Source organism: Streptococcus sp. Marseille-Q6379, from assembly GCF_965119505.1.
This window is the reverse complement of the sequence record NZ_CBCPLV010000002.1, coordinates 461851-483660: the sequence shown is the minus strand read 5'-3', so window position 1 is coordinate 483660 and position 21810 is coordinate 461851. Positions and strand designations below refer to the sequence as shown.

Below are 21810 nucleotides of genomic sequence, written 5' to 3'. Positions count from 1 at the left end.
CAATCATGATTAGAATATTTAATTTCATAAAGGTTTCACATTTGTCGTCTATAATTAGAATAAGAAATTAAAGCATCCTCACTTATCTTTGGTATAGCTGAGGGCTAATGTCTTAAATGGAGGTGGAAGATGGTTCTCTTACAACAGGCAACTGCTTATATTTTTCGCAAAAAAACTCGGAATTTTATCCTTTTTCTCATTTTATTTTTGATATTATCTTGCTTGTATTTTTGTTTCTCTCTCATGCAAGTTGGTGGAGGAATGAAAGCACAAATCAGGAAGTCAAGTGGGGCAAGTTTTGCTCTGGTAAGTAAAGAAAGAGGCAGTGCATTTTCCTGGAAAGAGGGGGAAAAGATTAGTCATCTATCTGATGTGATGACAACGATACCTGAATATATAAGCCCAGTACGACTAATCGATAAGAAGGTCGTTACAGGAAAACAAACGGTGAAACGTGATGACCTTGATAATGAGGCTAATCAAGCCTTGGGAGCCACTTTCACTAAGGGAACGGGGCAAAGTGTTGATTTTAGGAGTGGTGCTTTTCAACTCCTTAAGGGAAAGCACTTATCTGCTAAAGGTCAAATTATGATTCATGAATCGCTTGCTAGAAAAAATAAGCTAAGCGTCGGAGACAAGCTGACCTTGTCTAATTTTCAGGGGACTGAAAATAGAGCTAAGAAAATGAGCTTTGATATCGTTGGTATTTTTTCTGGCAAGAAGGAGGAGACATTTACTGGAATGTCCTCAGATTTAAGTGAAAACCAAGTCTTCCTCTATTATGAGGACTCTAGTCAGCTGCTTAATTTGACTGATAAGTTAGTGACAAAATTATCCTTTGGTATTAAGAATCCAGATAGAATCGACCAAGTCATTAAACAAGTGGAACAATTAGATATCGATTGGTATCGTCTACGTTTGGACGAGGACCGAAAGGCTTTTGACTCCTTGAAGGAATCGTCTCAAGCACTACAAGAAATAGTCAGAACGATGATGATTAGTTTAATTGTTACAGGAGCAGGTATCCTCTCGTTTTTAATGGCACTATGGACGCGTGAGAGAAATCATGAGATAGGTATTCTTTTAGCAATTGGGAAGAGCAAGGGACGCATTTTTGCTCAATTTCTTATGGAGATATTGTTGGTGTCCCTTATGTCTTTGCTACCAGCCCTTGCTATTGGACGACTACTAAGTCGACTGTTTTTGCAAGAATTTATAGGACAGCAAGGACAGCAGCAGGTTCTTCAGTTATTAGATCAAATTCCTCAGGGACTACCTTTAGGGCTATCTTATCTATGTCTTCTAGTCTTGGTAATATTATCGCTCGGTGTGACAACAGGTCTCATTTGGCGCAAAACTCCAAAAGAAATCTTATCTAATATGAGTTAAGGAGAAAGGAACATTATGTTAGAACTCAAAGATGTTACGTATAGTTATCAAAATAAAAGTGAAGCTATCTTCTCTAAGGTGAATTATCGTTTCGAGAAAGGTAAATTTTATAGTATTATTGGGCAATCTGGAGCGGGAAAAACGACCTTACTTTCCCTTTTGGCAGGTCTTGATTATCCCAAGAAGGGGCAGATCTTGTTTAACGGAGAAAATATTAAGAAAAAAAGCTCTAGTTATCATCGTAGACACCATGTTGCGCTTGTTTTTCAAAATTACAATCTCATTGATTATCTTACACCTTTAGAAAATGTACGACTTGTTAATAAAAATGCTGATAAGAAGATACTTTCTGAATTGGGATTAGATGAAAAACAAATTAATCGAAATGTCCTGCAACTTTCAGGTGGGCAACAACAACGCGTAGCTATTGCACGGGCTTTGGTTTCAGAGGCTCCGATTATCTTAGCAGATGAACCGACAGGAAATCTAGACGACGAAACTGCCAAGGATATTATTGCTATCCTTAAAAGAATGGCCTTAGATCGCCAAAAATGTGTTATAGTTGTCACGCACAGTAAGGAAGTTGCTCAGGCATCTGATGTGGTTTTAGAGTTGAATAAGAAACAACTCATAGAAAAGAAAAAATAAAGAAAGGGCTCTTATGTTTCGAAACGCTTTTGCATATATTACACGAAAATGGTCAGAGTCACTATTACTGTTAACTATTATTCTTTTGATGAGTACTCTTAGTTTGTTAGGACTTGCTATGCGAAGTGCAACCCAAGAAGCTGCATCCAAGAGTCTAGGGGCAATTACCAATAGTTTTTCAATGCAGATTAATCGTAACACGAATCCTGGAACTCCTCGAGGGGCTGGAAATCTTAAGGGAGAAGATATTAAAAAGATTAGTGAGACTAAAGGAATTGTTTCGACTATTAAACGGATAAATGGTATTGCTGATTTACTAGATTATGAGATTATTGAAACAGAGCAAACGCTACAAAATCAATCGCCAGAACGTGCTAAAAATTTTAAGTCTACCTTGATGTTGACAGGAGTCAATGACTCATCAAAAGAAGATAAATTTGTTTCAGGTGCTTATAAACTAGTTGAAGGAGAACATCTAACCGATAAGGACCATAATCAAATCTTGATGCACGAAGGTTTAGCTAAAAAGAATGGTCTTAATGTAGGAGATAAAGTAAAGCTTAAATCTAATCTCTATGATGCTGATAACGAAAAAAGGGCTGATGAAACAGTAGAAGTGACTATCAAAGGTTTATTTTCTGGTCAAAATCAAGCTGCCGTTACCTATGCTCAGGAGTTGTATGAAAACACCCTCATCACTGATCTAGACACAGCTGCAAAACTCTATGGTAATACCGTAGAAACTGCCACTTATGAGGATGCCACTTTCTTTGCTAAAGGTGATCAAAATATTGATTCCTTGATAGCAAAGATTCAAAAATTGGACATTAACTGGACCCTCTACGATCTTGTTAAGAGTTCATCAAACTACCCTGCTTTACAGGAATCTATTCTTGGGATGTATCGTGTGGCAAATCGTATGTTTATTGGAAGTCTCATTTTTACAAGTTTATTGCTAACCCTTCTGTTGATTTTATGGTTAAATGCTCGTCGTAGAGAAGTTGGTATCTTTTTGGCCTTGGGACTTAAAAAGACACAGGTTGCGGGTCAATTTTTAATGGAATTACTGATGATTGCCTTACCAGCCTTTCTTTTATCATATGGTTTAGCGAGTTTCTTTGCCGAAAAAGTTGGTAAAACAGTCCTTTCCAATGTTACGGAAGGTATCAATAAGCAAATGACAAAAGAATCTCTAGCTGCAAATCTCGGTGGAGGGGCTGAGGCAGAGAGCTTCAGTAAGACTCTGACTCAGATTCATATGACAGTCCAACCTAAGCAACTTTTGGTAGTCATTCTAGTCGGTGGCTTTATCTTAAGCTTGGTATCCTTAATTTCTTCTCGCTGGCTTCTTCACAAGAAACCCAAAGACCTCTTAGTTGATGTTGAATGATAAGTTTGCTGCACCTATAAAAAACGGTATAATGAAAGAAAGCGACTATATATAGATAAAAAGGAAAGTGTATGAAGATACTAATCGTAGAAGATGAAGTCCTGATTCGCGAAGGGATGAGTGACTATCTCATGGAATGTGGCTATGAGGTCTTTGAAGCAGGCGATGGGCAGGAGGCCTTGGACCTCTTTCACAGAGAAGCGCCGGATCTGGTCTTGCTGGATATCCAGCTCCCTATTCTCAATGGCTTAGAAGTCCTTAAGACCATCCGGAAGACCAGCTCAGTCCCTGTCCTCATGCTGACGGCCTTCCATGACGAGGACTATAAGTTGACAGCCTTTGGGGAGTTGGCAGATGGCTACCTGGAAAAACCCTTCTCCTTGTCCCTCTTGAAGGTCCGTATCGAAGCTATTTTTAAAAAGCTCCAGCCTTCCCGGGTCTTCACCTATGGAGAGGCACGGGTGGATTTTGAGAGTTATACCGCCAGCCTAGCTGGGCAAGCTATTTCCATGAACGCTAAGGAGTTGGAAATCTTGGAATACTTGCTCCAGCATGAGGGCAAGGCCCGGACCCGCTCTCAGATCCTCGATGCCGTCTGGAAGGAGACAGAGGAGATTCCTTTTGACCGGGTGATCGATGTCTATATCAAGGAACTACGAAAAAAACTGGAGCTGGACTGTATCGTTACGGTACGCAATGTAGGTTACAAATTGGAGAGACCATGACCAAACGGAGTATCTTTGCAAAAATCTTTCTGATCACCTTTGCCCTTTTTAGTAGCTTAGTCATCCTTCTACATGCTTCGGTTTACTTTATTTTTCCATCGTCCTATATCGAGTCCCAGCGCCAGACGATTTTGAAGAAATCGCAAGCCCTGGCTAAGAGTTTCCAGGGTCAGGAAGAAGGGACCATTGAGTCGGTCATCGACCTTTATTCCAAGACCAATGATATCAAGGTCTCGATTAAGGGCAAGGAAAAACAAAATGCCCTAGAGGTCAAGGATGACCTGCTCGTGAACCCTGACAGCCAGAATAATTCCCTGGTGATTGAAGAGCGAAAGATTCAGACCAAGGAAGGGAAAGACTTAACCTTGCAATTCTTAGCGACCGTCGATTCGCAAAAGGAAGCGCGGGACATCAGTCTAGGCTTTCTTCCCTATAGTCTCCTTGCTTCCTTTGTTCTGTCGCTAATTGCCTCCTATCTCTATGCCCGCATGATTTCTGCTCCGATCCTTGAGATCAAGCAGATGACCAAGCGGATGAAACGGCTGGATCGAACAGCCAGTCTTCCTATTCACTCGCAGGATGAGATTGGTGTCCTTAAGCAACAGATCAACGACCTCTATCATCATCTCCTAGAGGTGATTGACAATCTAGAACAGCAGAAACAGGAAAATCTGAAGTTGGAGCAGATGAAGGTGGAATTCCTACGAGGGGCCTCGCATGAGCTCAAGACACCTCTGGCCAGCTTGAAGATTATCCTAGAAAATATGCGAGATAAAATTGGTCGCTACAAGGATCGGGACCGCTATCTGTCTGTCTCCCTCGATATCGTCGATGAGATGAACCAGATTGTCCTAGAGATCCTGTCTTTATCTTCTGTTCAAGAATTAGGTGGTGATAAGGAGTGGATTCAGTTAGATGATGTGGTAAATCGGATACTCACTCAAAATCAAGTGTTGGTTGAGAATCGCTCCCTATCAATTGACAATTATCTTCCGGCAACTAGTATTTTCATGAATTTACCTATTTTGAAATTGGTTCTCTCAAATATCATCAGTAATGCAGTCAAGCATTCTGATAAGGGTGGAGTGATTCGAATAGGTTTAGAAAATGAAGGAACTGATTTTGTCATTGAAAATACGAGTGTATCTAAAGAAAATATTTCAACTAAAGCTCAGTCTAAGAAAGAAGGAGGATTAGGCCTTTTTGTGGTCAAATACCTTTTAGAGCATGAGGAACTTAGCTATAGATTTGAAGAAAGTTCTACGGGGAGGCGCTTTGTTATGGTCTTGCCCAAAAAGTAAAAAGCGATGGTTAAGCTATTAACCATCGTTTTTTTTGTATTGTTAAAATAAGCAAAGGCTAACCTTACATTTCAACTCTATTATTTTTCAATATTACCAAAAGTTTAAGGAGTCTGGAGTATAGGTCATTGAAATGTTTTAAACAGCAAAAGAAAACGCTTGCATAACTTCTAGAAAAACGTAAAATAGAACTATCAGACTCACGATAATAATAACTACGAGGAGTAGAATCATGCAAAAATACTGGTGGCACAAGGCTACGATTTATCAAATTTACCCCAAGTCATTCATGGATTCCAACGGTGATGGCATCGGTGACCTCAAGGGGATTACAAGTAAGTTAGACTATCTTCAAAAGCTAGGGATTACAGCCCTTTGGCTCTCGCCTGTTTATGATAGCCCGATGGACGACAATGGTTATGATATTGCTAACTATGAGGCTATTGCGGATATTTTTGGGGATATGAATGACATGGATGAACTTTTGGCGGAGGCCAAGAAGCGTGATATCCGAATTATCATGGATCTGGTGGTGAACCATACGTCTGATGAGCATGCTTGGTTTATTGAAGCGCGTGAAAATCCAGAAAGTCCTGAACGTGATTTCTACATCTGGCGTAATGAGCCAAATGAGTTAACCTCAATCTTCAGTGGGTCAGCTTGGGAATATGATGAACCTTCAGGCCAATACTACCTTCATATCTTTAGTAAGAGACAGCCAGATCTAAATTGGGAAAATCCACAGCTCCGTCAGAAAATTTATGACATGATGGACTTCTGGATTGACAAGGGAATTGGTGGTTTCCGTATGGATGCGATTGACATCATCGGTAAGATTCCAGATCAAGAGATTGTCAATAATGGTCCAAAGCTCCACAACTACCTCAAGGAAATGCATCAAGCAAGCCTGACTGATCCTAATTTCTTAACGGTTGGTGAGACTTGGGGAGCGACACCTGAGATTGCCAAACAATACTCGAATCCTGACAATAAAGAGCTTTCCATGGTCTTCCAGTTTGAACATATTAGCCTTCAACATAAACCTGACGCCTCGCAATGGGAGTACGCAGAGGAACTTGATGTGCCAGCTCTCAAAGCGATTTTCAACAAATGGCAGACTGAGTTGGAATTGGGACAGGGCTGGAACTCACTTTTCTGGAACAACCACGACTTACCTCGTGTTCTCTCAATGTGGGGAGATACTGGTGCCTATCGTGAGAAGTCAGCCAAGGCCTTGGCTATTCTCCTACATCTTATGCGTGGGACACCTTACATTTATCAGGGCGAAGAAATCGGCATGACCAATTATCCTTTTCAAACGCTAGATCAGGTTAATGATATTGCATCGCTTAACAATGCCAAAGAAGCCCTTGAAAAAGGGACACCACTGGAAGTGATTATGGACCAGATTCGCCATGTGGGACGTGATAATGCCCGAACACCAATGCAGTGGGATGGATCTAAAAATGCAGGTTTTAGTTCAGCAGATAAAACATGGCTAGCTGTTAACCCTAACTATAAAGATATCAATGTTACTTCAGCCCTAGCTAATCCAGATTCGATTTTTTATACTTATCAGAAACTGGTTGAGCTTCGCAAAACACAGGATTGGTTGATTGATGCTGACTTTGAACTCTTGGAAACTGCCGATAAGGTCTTTGCCTATATCCGTAAGACTCAGGATAGCAGCTATCTAATTGCAGTTAATCTATCAGACAAAGAACAAGACTTTGATTATGATTTTGAAGTCGCAGAAGTCGCCATCGCAAATACCGAACTGAAACCAATCGCTGACCAAGGCAAACTCCAAGCCTGGGATGCCCTTTGTGTGAAGGTGAAATAGAAAGAATAAAATGCAGTTATCACGATGAAGTGGTAACTGCATTTTTCTATATTTGAAAGGTCTATTTGTATTTAATTTTATGCCAGAATAGTGTTTTTTAGGAGAATAGGCCTTTTTTGTAATTTTAAATCCTATCAAATCTAGATACTTACTTCCCTAACCTTTTTGAAGGTGGAATCCACATTCTGCCCCCCTACCCTTCTTCAGGGGACCGTGGTTTCGCACCATTAACCTATTTTGAAATCGATCCTCAGTTTGGTGACTGGGAGGATGTGAGAAATCTAGCAGAGGATTACGATATTCTTCTTGATATTATGGTTAACCACATTTCTCAAAAATCTCCATATTTCCAAGATTTCTTGAAGAATGGCCGTGATTCACAATATGCTGATTATTTCTTGACGCTTGAAAAAATCTGGGAAGATGGTGTGCCAGTTCAATCTGATATCGATCAAATGTTCTTGCGTCGCAAAGTACCGTATTCAGAGTTCATTATTGAAAAAACTGGTGAAGTAGAAAAAGTTTGGACAACTTTTGGTAAAACAACCCCATCTGAACAAATTGACTTGGATGTACACTCAGAGCAAGTAAAACAACTGTTTGTCGATATTTTCAAACATTTCCATGACAATGGCGTTAAGATTATTCGACTAGATGCTGTCGGCTATGTTTTGAAAAAACTTGGAACATCATGTTTCTTTGTAGAGCCTGATATCTATGATTTCCTTGACTGGATTCTTGGTGTGGCGAAATCTTACGATATTGCTCTCTTGCCAGAGGTGCACGCCCATTATTCTATTCAATACAAATTGGCAGAGCATGGTTGCTGGATTTATGACTTTATCTTGCCGTACCGTATTTTTGAGGCTCTTAGTAATGAAGAATCTAAGTTCCTTGTTGATTATCTCCAAACACGTCCACATGGTCAATTTACGATGCTTGATTGCCATGATGGCCTTCCGGTTAAACCAGACTTAGATGGACTTATCGATAGTAAAGAGGCCCGTAAGTTGGTTGACTTGGCATTGGATCGTGGTGCTAACCTCAGTCTTATCGTATCGGATGAGCATAAGGATGAAGATGGCTTTGATGTCCATCAAATTCGCTCAACGATTTATTCTCTCTTTGATGAAGATGATGATACTTATCTCGCTGCACGAGCTCTACAAGTCTTCACACCAGGTATTCCACAAATTTACTACGTTGGTTTACTTGCAGGTAAGAACGATATTGAAGCAGTCGAAGCACGAGGTGATGGTCGTGAAATCAACCGTCATAATTTTGATGAAAAAGAAATCGCGGCAGCGGCAGAAACTGAAGTGGTTAAACGTTTAGTTAACCTTATCCGCTTCCGAAATCAACACCCAGCCTTCGAAGGTGATTTCACTGCTCAAGCTCCAAGTCCGACCGAATTGGTCCTCTCTTGGGAAAATGGTGCTGAACGTGCAAGTTTAACCATTGATTTGAAAGCTAAAACTGGACGTGTGGCTTACACGGAAGATGGTCAGGAAAAAGTCTTCACAATTTAATTATGTTATCCTTGTTATCGATGATTGATAACAGATATATGAAAGTTCTCCCCTATCTCCAGGAGAACTTTTTCAAAATAAAAAACGAAAACGCTTGCACAAATAGATAAGAAGCGTAAAATATAACTAGTAATGAAAAATGCTTACCTTAACTCAAGAAAGTTAATCTGGCTAGTAAGCAGTCAAAACAACTAAAGAATGATTTTCAAAAGGGAGACAAATATGCAAAAACATTGGTGGCATAAAGCTACGATTTATCAAATTTACCCCAAGTCGTTCATGGATTCCAACGGTGATGGAATCGGTGACCTCAAGGGGATTACAAGTAAACTAGATTATCTTCAAAAACTCGGAATTACAGCTCTTTGGCTTTCTCCTGTTTATGATAGCCCAATGGACGACAATGGTTATGATATTGCTAACTATGAGGCTATTGCGGATATTTTTGGGGATATGAGTGACATGGATGAGCTTTTGGCGGAAGCCAAGAAGCGTGATATTCAAATTGTTATGGACTTGGTGGTTAACCATACGTCTGATGAGCATGCATGGTTCATCGAAGCGCGTGACAATCCAGAAAGTCCTGAACGTGATTTCTACATCTGGCGAGACGAACCTAATGAGTTAGTATCTGTCTTTAGTGGATCTGCTTGGGAATATGATGAGACCTCAGGTCAATATTATCTGCATTTCTTTAGTAAGAAACAGCCAGACCTCAATTGGGAAAATCCACAGTTGCGCCAGAAAGTTTATGACATGATGAATTTCTGGATTGATAAGGGAATCGGTGGTTTTCGCATGGATGTGATTGATATGATTGGTAAGATCCCAGATCAACTGATTGATACAAACGGTCCAAAACTTCACGATTACATCAAGGAGATGAACCAGGCAAGCTTTGGAAAGCACGACCTTCTAACCGTTGGTGAAACCTGGGGAGCAACACCTGAAATTGCTAAACAGTATTCAAACCCAGATAATCAAGAACTTTCCATGGTTTTCCAGTTTGAACATATTGGACTTCAGCATAAGCCAGATAGTCCTAAATGGGAGTATGAGAAGGAGTTGGATGTTTCAGCACTTAAGACTATTTTTAATAAATGGCAAACCGAGTTAGAGTTGGGACAAGGGTGGAACTCACTTTTTTGGAATAATCATGATCTGCCTCGTATTCTCTCAATGTGGGGAGATACTGGAGTCTATCGTGAGAAGTCAGCCAAGGCCTTGGCTATCCTCCTTCATCTGATGAGAGGAACACCTTACATTTATCAAGGTGAAGAAATCGGCATGACCAATTATACTTTTAGAACTTTGGAAGAATTGAATGACATTGAATCTCTCAACTATGCCAAAGAAGCTCTCGAAAAAGGGGCATCGATAGAAGTTATCATGGACCAAATCCGTCAGGTGGGTCGTGACAATGCTCGAACACCAATGCAATGGGATACGTCTAAAAATGCTGGATTTAGCATATCGGATAAGACTTGGTTACCTGTTAATCCAAACTATAAGGACATAAATGTTGAATCAGCCCTTGCCAATCCAGAATCAATTTTCTATACATATCAGAAGCTCGTAGAGCTTCGTAAGACTCAAGATTGGTTGGTAGATGCTGACTTTGAACTCTTGGAGACAACTGACAAAGTGTTTGCTTATATTCGGAAAACCAAAGATAGCAGTTATCTGGTTGTAGTCAACCTATCAGACCAAGAACAAGACTTCTGTTATGATTTCGAAGGAGCAGAAGTTGTCATTGCAAATACCGAATTAGAGCCAATTACAGACCAAGGCAAACTCCAAGCCTGGGATGCTATTTGTGTGAAGATGAAATAAAAAGAAAAGTGGTTGCCAACTAACTGTTGGCGACCACCTTTTGTCTATTAAATGATTGTTATTTCGTACTTTCTCTCAGAGTCAGTTTAGTGCCCAACATAGTAAGTGTCGGGATTTCTCTTGGAGCCAAGACTTGTTTATTGAGGACATCCATGGCAGTTCGTCCCATTTCTTCGGTATAAACAGTAATACTAGAAAGTGGCGGATAAACTTGTTTGGCTAGACTGGTGTCATTAAAGGAGATAATCTGGATATCTTCTGGGACATTAATGCCATTTTCCTGAAGGGCTCTAAGAGCACCGATAGCCAGACTATCACTAGCTGCAAAGTAGGCATCTGGTAGGGGTGTACCACTTGCTATTTTAGAGGCTAAAAGGTCATAGCCAGATCGAACTGTAAAATTACCTGAAAGAATCAAAAGAGGGTCATAGATGCTCTTTTCAATACAGTAGTTACGATAAGAACGTAAACGAGGCTCCGGAACGATTTCAGTTGAATCCGTTGTTTTTTCTTGCCCTGTTAAAAGACCGATGCTCTTACACCCTTGCTCAGTGAGATAACTTAGTGCCGTTTGAACAGCATTTTCAAAGTCAGTTGTCACACAAGGATGTCCCTGAAGTAGGGTATCACTATCTACAAAGACCAGTGATTTACCCAATGATTCCAATTCAGTAATCTGTTCACGACTAAACTTTCCGATACAAAGTATACCTATGACTTCTTCAGCGAGACTAAAAGGAATGTCATTGAAATAACGAAGCATCTCGTAGTCTAGCTCATGGGCTCTTGTTTCAATTCCAAGCCGAATGTTGTAGTAGTAGAGATCGTCTAACTCATCTTCCTCACTTACCCATTGGATAATTGCCACTTGATGTTTTTCTTTTTTCAAGTTTCCGATTTTCTGATGTTTGGTATATCCGATTTCATCTGCCGCAGTTAAAATACGGTGCCTGGTTTCTTCAGTAACGGAGAGGTTTTCATCTTGGTTGAGAACACGTGAAACAGTTGCGATTGATACATCAGCCAATTTTGCGATATCTTTTAATGTAGCCATATTGTTCTCCTTTCATCCAAAGTATATCATAAATTCTAAAATTTTACCTATTTTTTACTAAAAAAAACAGTAAAAATATTGATTTTCCTTGTGAAAGGGGTTACACTGTTAGTGTAAAAAAGAATAAGCGAGGTACATCCTATGAAGACATCACAGTTAAGAGAAAAGTTTAAAGAAGTTTTTGGTGTAGAAGCAGAACATACTTTCTTTTCTCCAGGTCGTATTAATTTGATTGGTGAACACACTGACTACAACGGTGGACATGTGTTCCCAGCAGCTATTACCTTAGGTACTTACGGAGCGGCCCGTAAACGTGATGACAAAGTTTTGCGTTTCTTCTCAGGTAACTTTGAGGATAAAGGCATCATCGAAGTACCACTTGAAAATCTTCGTTTTGAAAAAGAACACAACTGGACAAACTATCCAAAAGGTGTTCTTCATTTCTTGCAAGAGGCTGGTCATACGATTGATTCAGGTATGGATATTTACATCTATGGTAACATTCCAAATGGATCAGGCTTGTCATCATCATCATCTTTGGAATTGTTGATTGGTGTTATTGCTGAAAAACTTTATGACCTTAAATTGGAACGCCTTGACTTGGTTAAAATCGGTAAGCAAACTGAAAATGACTTTATCGGCGTTAACTCTGGTATCATGGACCAATTCGCTATTGGTATGGGAGCTGATCAACGTGCGATTTACTTGGATACAAATACTTTAGAGTATGACTTGGTACCACTTGACCTTAAAGACAATGTTGTTGTTATCATGAACACTAACAAACGTCGTGAATTGGCTGATTCTAAATACAATGAACGTCGTGCTGAATGTGAAACAGCAGTATCTGAACTCCAAGAAAAACTTGATATCCAAACACTTGGTGAATTGGACCTCTGGACATTTGATGCATACAGCTACTTGATTAAAGATGAAAATCGTATCAAACGTGCACGCCATGCAGTTCTTGAAAATCAACGTACACTTCAAGCCCGTAAAGCTCTTGAATCAGGGGATTTGGAAGGCTTTGGACGCCTTATGAATGCTTCTCACGTGTCATTGGAACATGATTACGAAGTGACAGGTCTTGAACTTGATACTTTGGCACACACCGCATGGGAACAAGAAGGTGTTCTTGGAGCTCGTATGACAGGAGCGGGATTTGGTGGATGTGCCATCGCACTTGTAAACAAAGATAAAGTTGAAGATTTCAAAAAAGCAGTTGGTCAACGTTATGAAGAAGTCGTTGGTTATGCACCAAGCTTCTATATTGCTGAAGTAGCTGGCGGTTCACGAGTACTTGATTAATGAGAAAGAAGTAGAGATTATGGCTGAAAATTTAGTAAACACTTTTGTAACTCTGGTTATTGAAAATAGTGATTATGAGGAATTGGACCGTATCTATTTGACAAACAAAGTTTTTGCTTTGGTTGGAGAAGGAGTTGCTGATGTTGAAACTGAAAGCTCTGAATTGATTGACCTTAAAGACCAGTTGCTTCAAGCAGGTGTTAAAGCTGGTTCTGTAGGTGAACTTAATGAAGAACAAGATATCATCGGTGCTCAACTCATGGACTTGATTACACCAAGCCCTAGTGCTGTCAATCGTAACTTCTGGGATACCTATAAATCAAACCCAGAGCAAGCAATTGCTGACTTTTATGCACAAAGTAAACGAAATGATTATGTAAAAGTTAAAGCTATTGCACAAAACATTGCTTATAAAGCACCTACTAAATACGGTGACTTGGAAATTACGATTAACCTTTCAAAACCTGAAAAAGATCCAAAAGCCATCGCTGCAGCTAAAAATGCGGTAGCTTCTGATTATCCAAAATGCCAACTTTGTATGGAAAATGAAGGTTATCTAGGTCGCATCAATCACCCAGCACGTAGTAATCACCGTGTTATTCGTTTCCAAATGGAAGGAAATGACTGGGGCTTCCAATATTCACCATATGCTTACTTTAATGAACATTCTATCTTCTTTTATGGTAAGCACGAACCAATGCACATCAGTCCATTGACGTTTGGTCGTCTCCTATCAATTGTTGAAGCATTTCCTGGTTACTTCGCAGGTTCAAATGCCGATCTTCCAATTGTAGGTGGTTCAATTCTTACACACGAACACTATCAAGGTGGTCGCCACACTTTCCCAATGGAAGTAGCAGGCATTAAAGAAAAAGTTAGCTTTGATGGATACTCTGATGTTGAGACTGGTATCGTTAATTGGCCTATGTCTGTTCTTCGTCTTAGAAGTGAAGACAAGGAAAGACTTATTGCTCTTGCAACCAAAATTTTAAATTGTTGGCGTGGTTATTCAGACGAAAAAGCTGGTGTCTTGGCTGAGTCTGATGGACAACCTCACCACACCATTACCCCAATTGCTCGTAGAAAAGACGGTAAATTTGAATTAGATTTGGTTCTTCGTGACAATCAAACTTCTGAAGAACATCCAGACGGTATCTACCACCCACATAAAGATGTTCAACATATTAAAAAAGAAAACATTGGTTTGATTGAAGTTATGGGATTGGCCATTCTTCCTCCTCGTTTGAAAACAGAACTTAAAGATGTTGAAGATTATCTATTAGGTCAAGGTAACCAAGTTGCTCCAATGCACCAAGAATGGGCGGATAAACTTAAGGCTGAAAATCCAAATGTGACAGCTGATGATGCGAAGAAAGTTGTTCGCCAATCAGTTGCTGATATTTTCGCTCGTGTGTTGGAAGATGCTGGTGTTTATAAGACTAATAGTGAAGGCTTAGATCAGTTTAAAGCATTTGTAGATTTTGTAAATTTAGCTGATTAATTGTTTTTTCTGAAGAAAGGAGATAAGAAATGGCAATTTTAGTATTAGGTGGAGCTGGTTATATCGGTTCTCACATGGTTGATCGCTTAGTTGAAAAAGGTCAAGAAAAAGTAGTAGTAGTAGATAGTTTGGTAACCGGTCACCGTGCTGCCGTACATCCAGATGCTATTTTCTACCAAGGCGATCTCTCTGATCAAGATTTTATGAGAAAGGTCTTCAAAGAAAATCCTGATGTTGATGCCGTTATTCACTTTGCGGCCTATTCATTGGTTGGTGAATCAATGGAAAAACCACTCAAATATTTTGATAACAATACAGCTGGAATGGTTAAATTGCTTGAAGTTATGAACGAATGCGGTGTTAAATACATTGTCTTCTCATCAACAGCAGCAACTTACGGTATCCCAGAAGAAATTCCAATTCTTGAAACAACACCACAAAATCCTATCAACCCATATGGTGAAAGTAAGTTGATGATGGAAACTATCATGAAGTGGTCTGATAAAGCTTATGGTATTAAATATGTGCCACTTCGTTACTTCAACGTTGCTGGTGCAAAACCTGATGGATCTATCGGTGAAGACCATGGTCCAGAAACTCACCTTCTCCCAATTATCCTTCAAGTAGCTCAAGGTGTTCGTGAAAAAATCATGATTTTTGGTGATGACTACAACACTCCTGATGGTACAAATGTTCGTGACTATGTTCACCCATTTGACTTGGCTGATGCTCACCTCCTTGCTGTTGAATATCTTCGTAAAGGTAATGAATCTACAGCCTTTAACTTAGGTTCATCAACGGGATTCTCAAACCTTCAAATTCTTGAAGCCGCTCGTAAGGTAACTGGTAAAGAAATCCCAGCTGAGAAAGCTGATCGTCGTCCTGGTGATCCTGATACATTGATTGCTTCATCTGAAAAAGCACGTACAGTTCTTGGATGGAAACCACAATTTGATAACATCGAAAAAATCATCGCAAGTGCTTGGGCATGGCATTCTAGCCATCCAAAAGGGTACGATGATCGAGGATAATAAAAAAAGGGTCAAAGAGTATATATAATTATTGTACTCTTTGTTTTTTGAGGAAATAGTATGAAAATAAACTGCGAAATTATTGGAAAAGTTGATTCAGGCGATGTCAGTAAAATTTCAATGGAAAATAATAATGGTGTTGTCATTTCCACACTCACAACAGGTGCTACACTTCAGGAGTTTTTGGTTCCAACAGAAACTGGTGCTCTTAAAAATATAGTACTTGGTTTCAGTGCTTACGAGGATTACTATAAGAATAATTTATGTGCCTGCCAGTCTATTGGTAGGGTTGCTGGAAGAATTGGGAAAGCTTCGTATACTCATAATATGGTTCTTTATAGCCTTCCTAAGAATGAGGGAGAAAACTGTTTACATGGCGGTCCAAAAGGAATGCAGGTTCAAAATTGGAACTATGTCACAAACCTGAATGATGAATATGTTGAGACAAAATTTATTAGAAGACTTTATTCAAGTGTAGATGGCTTTCCTGGTGATGTTACAGTCTCTATTAGTTATAGACTTAACAATAATAACCGCTTAACAATACTCTTTGAAGCCTTCGATGTTACAGAGTCAACAGTCTTTAATCCGACAAACCATGTTTACTTTAATCTTAGCGACAAACAGGATTTATCAAGTCATGAGTTACAAATCTATTCAGACTATCGTTTAGAGTTGGATTCTGAGTTAATTCCAACAGGACAAAAAATTAATGTAGATGGAACGAATTATGATTTCAGAAAGACAACTGACTTGCTACCTCGAATTGAAGCAAATAATGGTTTTGATGATGCCTTTGTAGTTGGAGGGGAAACTTGTGATCATGTGAAAGAAGTAGCTATTTTGCATGACAAAGAAAGCGGAGATGGTATTGAAATCTTCTCTAACAGAAATGGTTTAGTTATTTATACTATGGATATTATAGAGGATAATATTTACTTTGCGAGAGATCGAGGAACAATTGCAAAAGGACGAGAAGCTATAGCTATGGAAGCTCAAACACTCCCAGATGCCGTTAATCATACATATTTTGGAGATATCATTTTGGAGGAGGGTCATAGTGTAAGCTATGAAATCGGTTTCCAATATTTTAATTCATCAAAATAATCATGTTTTAGTAAAAGTTTAGTAAAAAATAACTAAAACTATTGACGGTTTAAACTAATACTTATATAATGTAAGCGTATTCAAAAAACAACTAACAGGAGGTTTTCGTAATGGGAAAATCTAAAGGTCAAATGAAGTCTCGTCTATCCTATTCAGCTGGTGCTTTTGGTAACGACGTCTTCTATGCAACGTTGTCAACATACTTTATCATGTTTGTGACAACTCACTTGTTTAACACAGGTGATCCAAAGCAAAATAGTCACTACGTACTATTAATTACTAACATTATCGCTATTTTGCGTATCTTGGAAGTATTTATCGATCCATTGATCGGTAACATGATTGATAACACTCATACTAAGTATGGTAAATTCAAACCATGGGTAGTTGGTGGTGGTATCATCAGTTCTATCGCCTTGTTGCTTCTCTTCACCGATTTAGGTGGTTTGAATAAAACAAATCCTTTCTTGTACCTTGTACTTTTCGGAATTATCTACCTTGTAATGGATGTCTTCTACTCAATTAAAGATATCGGTTTCTGGTCAATGATTCCTGCCTTGTCTCTTGACAGTCATGAACGTGAAAAAATGGCAACTTTTGCCCGTATTGGTTCTACGATTGGTGCCAATATTGTAGGTGTTGCCATCATGCCAATCGTTTTGTTCTTCTCTATGACGAACAGTAGTGGCTCTGGAGATAAATCTGGATGGTTCTGGTTTGCATTTATCGTTGCTCTCATTGGTGTGATTACATCAATTGCTGTTGGTATTGGTACACGTGAAGTTGAGTCAAAACTTCGTGATAACAAAGAAAAAACTAGCCTTAAACAAGTCTTTAAAGTTCTTGGTAAAAACGACCAATTGATGTGGTTGTCTCTCGGATATTGGTTCTATGGTCTTGGTATTAATACACTTAATGCTCTTCAACTTTTTTACTTCACATTTATCCTTGGTGATCCAGGGAAATACTCAATCCTTTACGGATTGAATACAGTTGTTGGTTTGGTTTCAGTTTCACTCTTCCCTAGCCTAGCTGGTAAATTCAACCGTAAACGTTTGTTCTATGGATGTATTGCAGTAATGCTCGGTGGTATCGGAATCTTTAGTATTGCAGGAACATCACTTCCAATGATCTTGACTGCTGCTGAACTCTTCTTTATTCCACAACCTCTTGTGTTCCTTGTTATCCTCATGATTATCTCTGACTCAGTAGAATATGGTCAATGGAAATTGGGACACCGTGATGAATCACTTACTTTGTCAGTTCGTCCACTTGTTGATAAACTTGGTGGTGCGATGTCAAACTGGCTTGTTTCTACAATTGCCGTAGCTGCTGGTATGACAACAGGTGCCTCAGCATCAACAATTACAACACATCAACAGTCTATCTTTAAGCTTAGCATGTTTGGTTTCCCAGCAGCAGCAATGCTTATCGGAGCCTTCATTATTGCTCGTAAAATCACTTTGACTGAAGCACGTCACGCTGAAATTGTTGAAGAATTGGAACATCGCTTTAGCGTAGCAACTTCTGAAAATGAAGTTAAAGCTAACGTCGTATCTCTTGTAAACCCTACAACTGGCCATTTGGTTGACCTCTCAAGTGTTAATGATGAACACTTTGCTTCAGGTAGCATGGGTAAAGGTTTCGCCATTAAACCTACTGATGGAGCTGTCTTTGCACCAATTAGTGGTACCATTCGTCAAGTTCTTCCTACTCGCCATGCAGTTGGTATTGAAAGTGAAGATGGTGTCATTGTTCTTATCCACGTTGGTATCGGAACAGTTAAACTTAAAGGTGAAGGATTCATTAGTTACGTAGAACAAGGTGATCGTGTTGAAGTTGGACAAAAACTTCTTGAGTTCTGGTCACCAATTATTGAGAAAAACGGTCTTGATGACACAGTACTTGTCACTGTAACCAATTCAGAAAAATTCAGTGCTTTCCATCTTGAACAAGAAGTTGGAGAAAAGGTAGAAGCTTTGTCTGAAGTTATTACCTTCAAAAAAGGAGAATAATCTATGAACACGACTGAAAAAATTCAAACTTACTTAAACGATCCAAAGATTGTTAGCGTTAATACTGTTGACGCTCACTCAGATCATAAGTATTTTGAATCTCTTGCAGAATTTTCTGAAGGGGAGATGAAGTTAAGACAATCTCTTAATGGAAAATGGAAAATTCACTATGCTCAGAATACAAATCAAGTTTTAAAAGACTTTTATAAAACAGAATTTGATGAAACTGATTTGAATTTCATCAATGTACCAGGTCATTTGGAACTTCAAGGTTTTGGTTCTCCACAATATGTGAATACCCAATATCCTTGGGATGGTAAAGAATTCCTTCGTCCACCTCAAGTTCCTCAAGAATCAAATGCTGTTGCATCATACGTTAAACATTTTACCTTGAATGATGCTTTAAAAGATAAAAAAGTATTTATCTCATTCCAAGGGGTTGCCACTTCCATCTTTGTATGGGTCAATGGTAACTTCGTAGGATACAGTGAAGATTCATTTACACCTAGTGAATTTGAAATCAGTGATTACCTTGTTGAAGGTGATAACAAGTTGGCGGTAGCTGTTTATCGTTACTCTACAGCAAGCTGGTTGGAAGACCAAGACTTCTGGAGACTTTACGGTATTTTCAGAGATGTTTACTTGTACGCTATTCCAAAAGTTCACGTTCAAGATCTCTTTGTTAAGGGAGATTATGATTACCAAACAAAAGCAGGTCAATTGGATATTGATTTGAAGACTGTTGGTGATTACGAAGATAAGAAAATTAAATATGTTCTTTCAGATTATGAAGGCATCGTTACAGAAGGTGATGCATCTGTTAATGCTGACGGTGAACTATCTGTAAGTCTTGAAGATTTGCAAATCAAACCTTGGAGTGCTGAAAGTCCTAAACTTTACAATTTGACCCTTCATGTTTTGGATGATGGCCAAGTTGTTGAAGTCGTTCCAGTTAAGGTTGGATTTAGACACTTTGAAATTAAAGATAAACTCATGCTTTTGAATGGTAAGAGAATTGTCTTTAAAGGGGTTAACAGACACGAATTTAACGCTAGAACAGGACGTTGTATCACTGAAGAAGATATGCTTTGGGATATCAAAGTGATGAAACAACATAACATCAATGCTGTTCGTACTTCTCACTATCCGAACCAAACACGTTGGTATGAATTGTGTGATGAATATGGACTTTATGTTATCGATGAAGCCAACCTTGAAACACACGGTACATGGCAAAAACTTGGTCTAAGCGAACCTTCATGGAATATCCCAGCTAGTGAACCAGAATGGTTGCCTGCTTGTTTGGATCGTGCCAATAACATGTTCCAACGTGATAAGAACCATGCTAGTGTTATCATTTGGTCTTGTGGTAATGAATCATATGCTGGTAAAGATATTGCTGACATGGCTGATTACTTCCGTAGTGTTGACAATACTCGTCCAGTTCACTATGAAGGTGTTACATGGTGTCGTGAATTTGATTACATTACAGACATCGAAAGTCGTATGTATGCGAAACCAGCTGATATTGAAGAATACCTCACTAACAATCCTCAAAAACCTTATATTTCATGTGAATACATGCACACAATGGGTAACTCTGGTGGTGGATTGAAACTCTACACTGATTTAGAGAAATATCCAGAATACCAAGGTGGATTTATTTGGGACTTCATTGACCAAGCTATTTACAAACCACTTCCAAATGGTAGCGAATTCCTATCATATGGTGGTGACTGGCATGATAGACCTTCTGACTACGAATTTTGTGGAAATGGTATTGTCTTCGCAGATCGTACCCTAACTCCAAAACTTCAAACAGTTAAACATCTTTACTCTAATATTAAGATTGCTGTTGATGAAAAATCAGTAACTATCAAGAATGATAATGTCTTTGAAGATCTTTCTGCTTATACTTTCCTAGCTAGAGTTTACGAAGATGGTAGAAAAGTTAGCGAAAGTGAATATCACTTTGATGTTAAACCAGGTGAAGAAGCAACATTCCCAGTAGAATTCGCTGTTGGATCTTCAAATGCTGAACGAATTTATGAAGTTGCTTGTGTTCAGAATGAAGCAACTGAATGGGCTCCAAAAGGACATGAAATTGTTCGTGGTCAATATGTTGCTGAAAAGATTAGCACTGAAACACCAGTTAAGGCTCCTTTGAATGTTGTTGAAGGCGACTTCAACATCGGAATCCACGGACAAAACTTCTCTATCTTGCTTTCACGTGCACAAAATACGCTAGTATCTGCTAAGTATAACGGTGTTGAATTCATTGAGAAAGGTCCTAAACTTAACTTTACTCGTGCTTACACTGACAACGATCGTGGTGCTGGATATCCATTCGAAATGGCAGGCTGGAAAGTTGCTGGAAACTATAGTAAGGTTACAGATACTCAAATTCAAATTGAAGATGACTCTGTTAAAGTGACTTATGTTCATGAATTGCCTGGCTTTTCTGATGTCGAAGTTAAGGTAACTTATCAAGTTGATTACAAGGGTCGAATCTTTGTTACTGCAAACTATGATGGTAAAGCAGGTTTGCCAAACTTCCCTGAATTTGGTCTAGAATTTGCTATCGGTTCACAATTTACAAACCTAAGCTATTATGGATACGGTGCAGAAGAAAGCTACCTTGATAAACTTCCTGGTGCCTATCTTGGTCGATATGAAACATCTGTTGAAAAGACATTTGCTCCATATCTAATGCCACAAGAATCTGGTAATCACTATGGTACTCGTGAATTTACAGTATCTGATGATAACCATAATGGTCTTAAATTCACCGCACTTAATAAGGCATTCGAATTCAGTGCTTTGCGTAACAGTACTGAACAAATTGAAAATGCTCGTCATCAATATGAATTGCAACAATCTGATGCTACATGGATTAAAGTTCTTGCTGCTCAAATGGGTGTCGGTGGTGACGACTCATGGGGTGCTCCAGTTCATGACGAATTCTTGGTTAGCTCAGCAGATAGCTATCAATTGAGCTTCGTGATTGAACCACTCAACTAAAGTATTATTGGACTTTGCCTCCAACGATATATTTGATAAAGGAAACTCGAAAGGGTTTCCTTTTGTCATGGTTTGAAGTAAGAAAAAAGGAAACAGATCTCTGTTTCCTTTTAAA

Annotated in this window: 15 protein-coding genes; 14 read left to right on the top strand and 1 reads right to left on the bottom strand. The window is 39.1% G+C overall.

Annotated elements, in window-relative coordinates:
• Nucleotides 1-129: 129 nt before the first annotated feature.
• The 8 genes from ACWPVZ_RS08960 (at nt 130) to dexB (ACWPVZ_RS08925) (ending at nt 10658) form a co-directional block, all read left to right on the top strand.
• Nucleotides 130-1389: an ABC transporter permease gene (locus ACWPVZ_RS08960; RefSeq protein ID WP_454381853.1), complete on the top strand. Its 1260-nt coding sequence runs from the start codon at nt 130-132 to the stop codon at nt 1387-1389.
• A gap of 15 nt (nt 1390-1404) precedes the next feature.
• Nucleotides 1405-2037 carry an ABC transporter ATP-binding protein gene (locus ACWPVZ_RS08955; protein ID WP_145517244.1) on the top strand — a complete coding sequence of 211 codons (633 nt, stop codon included), beginning with the start codon at nt 1405-1407 and terminating at the stop codon, nt 2035-2037.
• Nucleotides 2038-2050: 13 nt separating this feature from the next.
• A complete protein-coding gene (locus ACWPVZ_RS08950; protein ID WP_454381852.1) occupies nt 2051-3427 on the top strand; it encodes an ABC transporter permease in 1377 nt (458 codons plus the stop codon).
• 71 nt (nt 3428-3498) lie between these two features.
• The gene (locus ACWPVZ_RS08945; RefSeq protein WP_009731294.1) at nt 3499-4152 is read left to right on the top strand and encodes a response regulator transcription factor; all 654 of its coding nucleotides are present in this window, start codon (nt 3499-3501) and stop codon (nt 4150-4152) included.
• The gene (locus ACWPVZ_RS08940; RefSeq protein ID WP_037601086.1) at nt 4149-5453 is read left to right on the top strand and encodes a sensor histidine kinase; all 1305 of its coding nucleotides are present in this window, start codon (nt 4149-4151) and stop codon (nt 5451-5453) included. The genes ACWPVZ_RS08945 and ACWPVZ_RS08940 overlap by 4 nt, the downstream gene beginning before the upstream one ends.
• A gap of 232 nt (nt 5454-5685) precedes the next feature.
• Complete coding sequence (gene dexB / locus ACWPVZ_RS08935) at nt 5686-7296, top strand: glucan 1,6-alpha-glucosidase DexB (RefSeq protein ID WP_145517246.1); 1611 nt, start codon at nt 5686-5688, stop codon at nt 7294-7296.
• A 128-nt stretch (nt 7297-7424) separates the two neighbouring features.
• Nucleotides 7425-8825 carry a sucrose phosphorylase gene (gtfA, locus tag ACWPVZ_RS08930; protein WP_316695849.1) on the top strand — a complete coding sequence of 467 codons (1401 nt, stop codon included), beginning with the start codon at nt 7425-7427 and terminating at the stop codon, nt 8823-8825.
• A gap of 222 nt (nt 8826-9047) precedes the next feature.
• The gene (gene dexB, locus ACWPVZ_RS08925) at nt 9048-10658 is read left to right on the top strand and encodes a glucan 1,6-alpha-glucosidase DexB (RefSeq protein ID WP_454381851.1); all 1611 of its coding nucleotides are present in this window, start codon (nt 9048-9050) and stop codon (nt 10656-10658) included.
• Nucleotides 10659-10716: 58 nt separating this feature from the next.
• On the opposite strand, the gene ACWPVZ_RS08920 is transcribed toward dexB (ACWPVZ_RS08925), so the two are convergent.
• Nucleotides 10717-11712 (bottom strand): LacI family DNA-binding transcriptional regulator, encoded by a 996-nt coding sequence (locus ACWPVZ_RS08920; RefSeq protein ID WP_195914671.1) that lies wholly within the window; start codon nt 11710-11712, stop codon nt 10717-10719.
• A 141-nt stretch (nt 11713-11853) separates the two neighbouring features.
• On the opposite strand from ACWPVZ_RS08920, the gene ACWPVZ_RS08915 reads away from it, so the two are divergent.
• The 6 genes from ACWPVZ_RS08915 (at nt 11854) to ACWPVZ_RS08890 (ending at nt 21695) form a co-directional block, all read left to right on the top strand.
• Entirely contained in the window at nt 11854-13020 is a 1167-nt protein-coding gene (locus ACWPVZ_RS08915; RefSeq protein WP_060934054.1) for a galactokinase, read from the top strand.
• 19 nt (nt 13021-13039) lie between these two features.
• The gene (gene galT, locus ACWPVZ_RS08910) at nt 13040-14521 is read left to right on the top strand and encodes a UDP-glucose--hexose-1-phosphate uridylyltransferase (protein ID WP_195914670.1); all 1482 of its coding nucleotides are present in this window, start codon (nt 13040-13042) and stop codon (nt 14519-14521) included.
• Nucleotides 14522-14550: 29 nt separating this feature from the next.
• Nucleotides 14551-15552 carry a UDP-glucose 4-epimerase GalE gene (gene galE / locus ACWPVZ_RS08905; RefSeq protein ID WP_002888050.1) on the top strand — a complete coding sequence of 334 codons (1002 nt, stop codon included), beginning with the start codon at nt 14551-14553 and terminating at the stop codon, nt 15550-15552.
• Nucleotides 15553-15612: 60 nt separating this feature from the next.
• A complete protein-coding gene (locus tag ACWPVZ_RS08900) occupies nt 15613-16659 on the top strand; it encodes an aldose epimerase family protein (RefSeq protein WP_195914669.1) in 1047 nt (348 codons plus the stop codon).
• 110 nt (nt 16660-16769) lie between these two features.
• Nucleotides 16770-18674, top strand: coding sequence for a PTS sugar transporter subunit IIA (locus tag ACWPVZ_RS08895; protein WP_014632923.1), 1905 nt, complete (start codon nt 16770-16772; stop codon nt 18672-18674).
• Between the two features lie 3 nt (nt 18675-18677).
• Nucleotides 18678-21695: a glycoside hydrolase family 2 TIM barrel-domain containing protein gene (locus ACWPVZ_RS08890; RefSeq protein ID WP_454381850.1), complete on the top strand. Its 3018-nt coding sequence runs from the start codon at nt 18678-18680 to the stop codon at nt 21693-21695.
• The last annotated feature ends 115 nt before the right edge of the window (nt 21696-21810 follow it).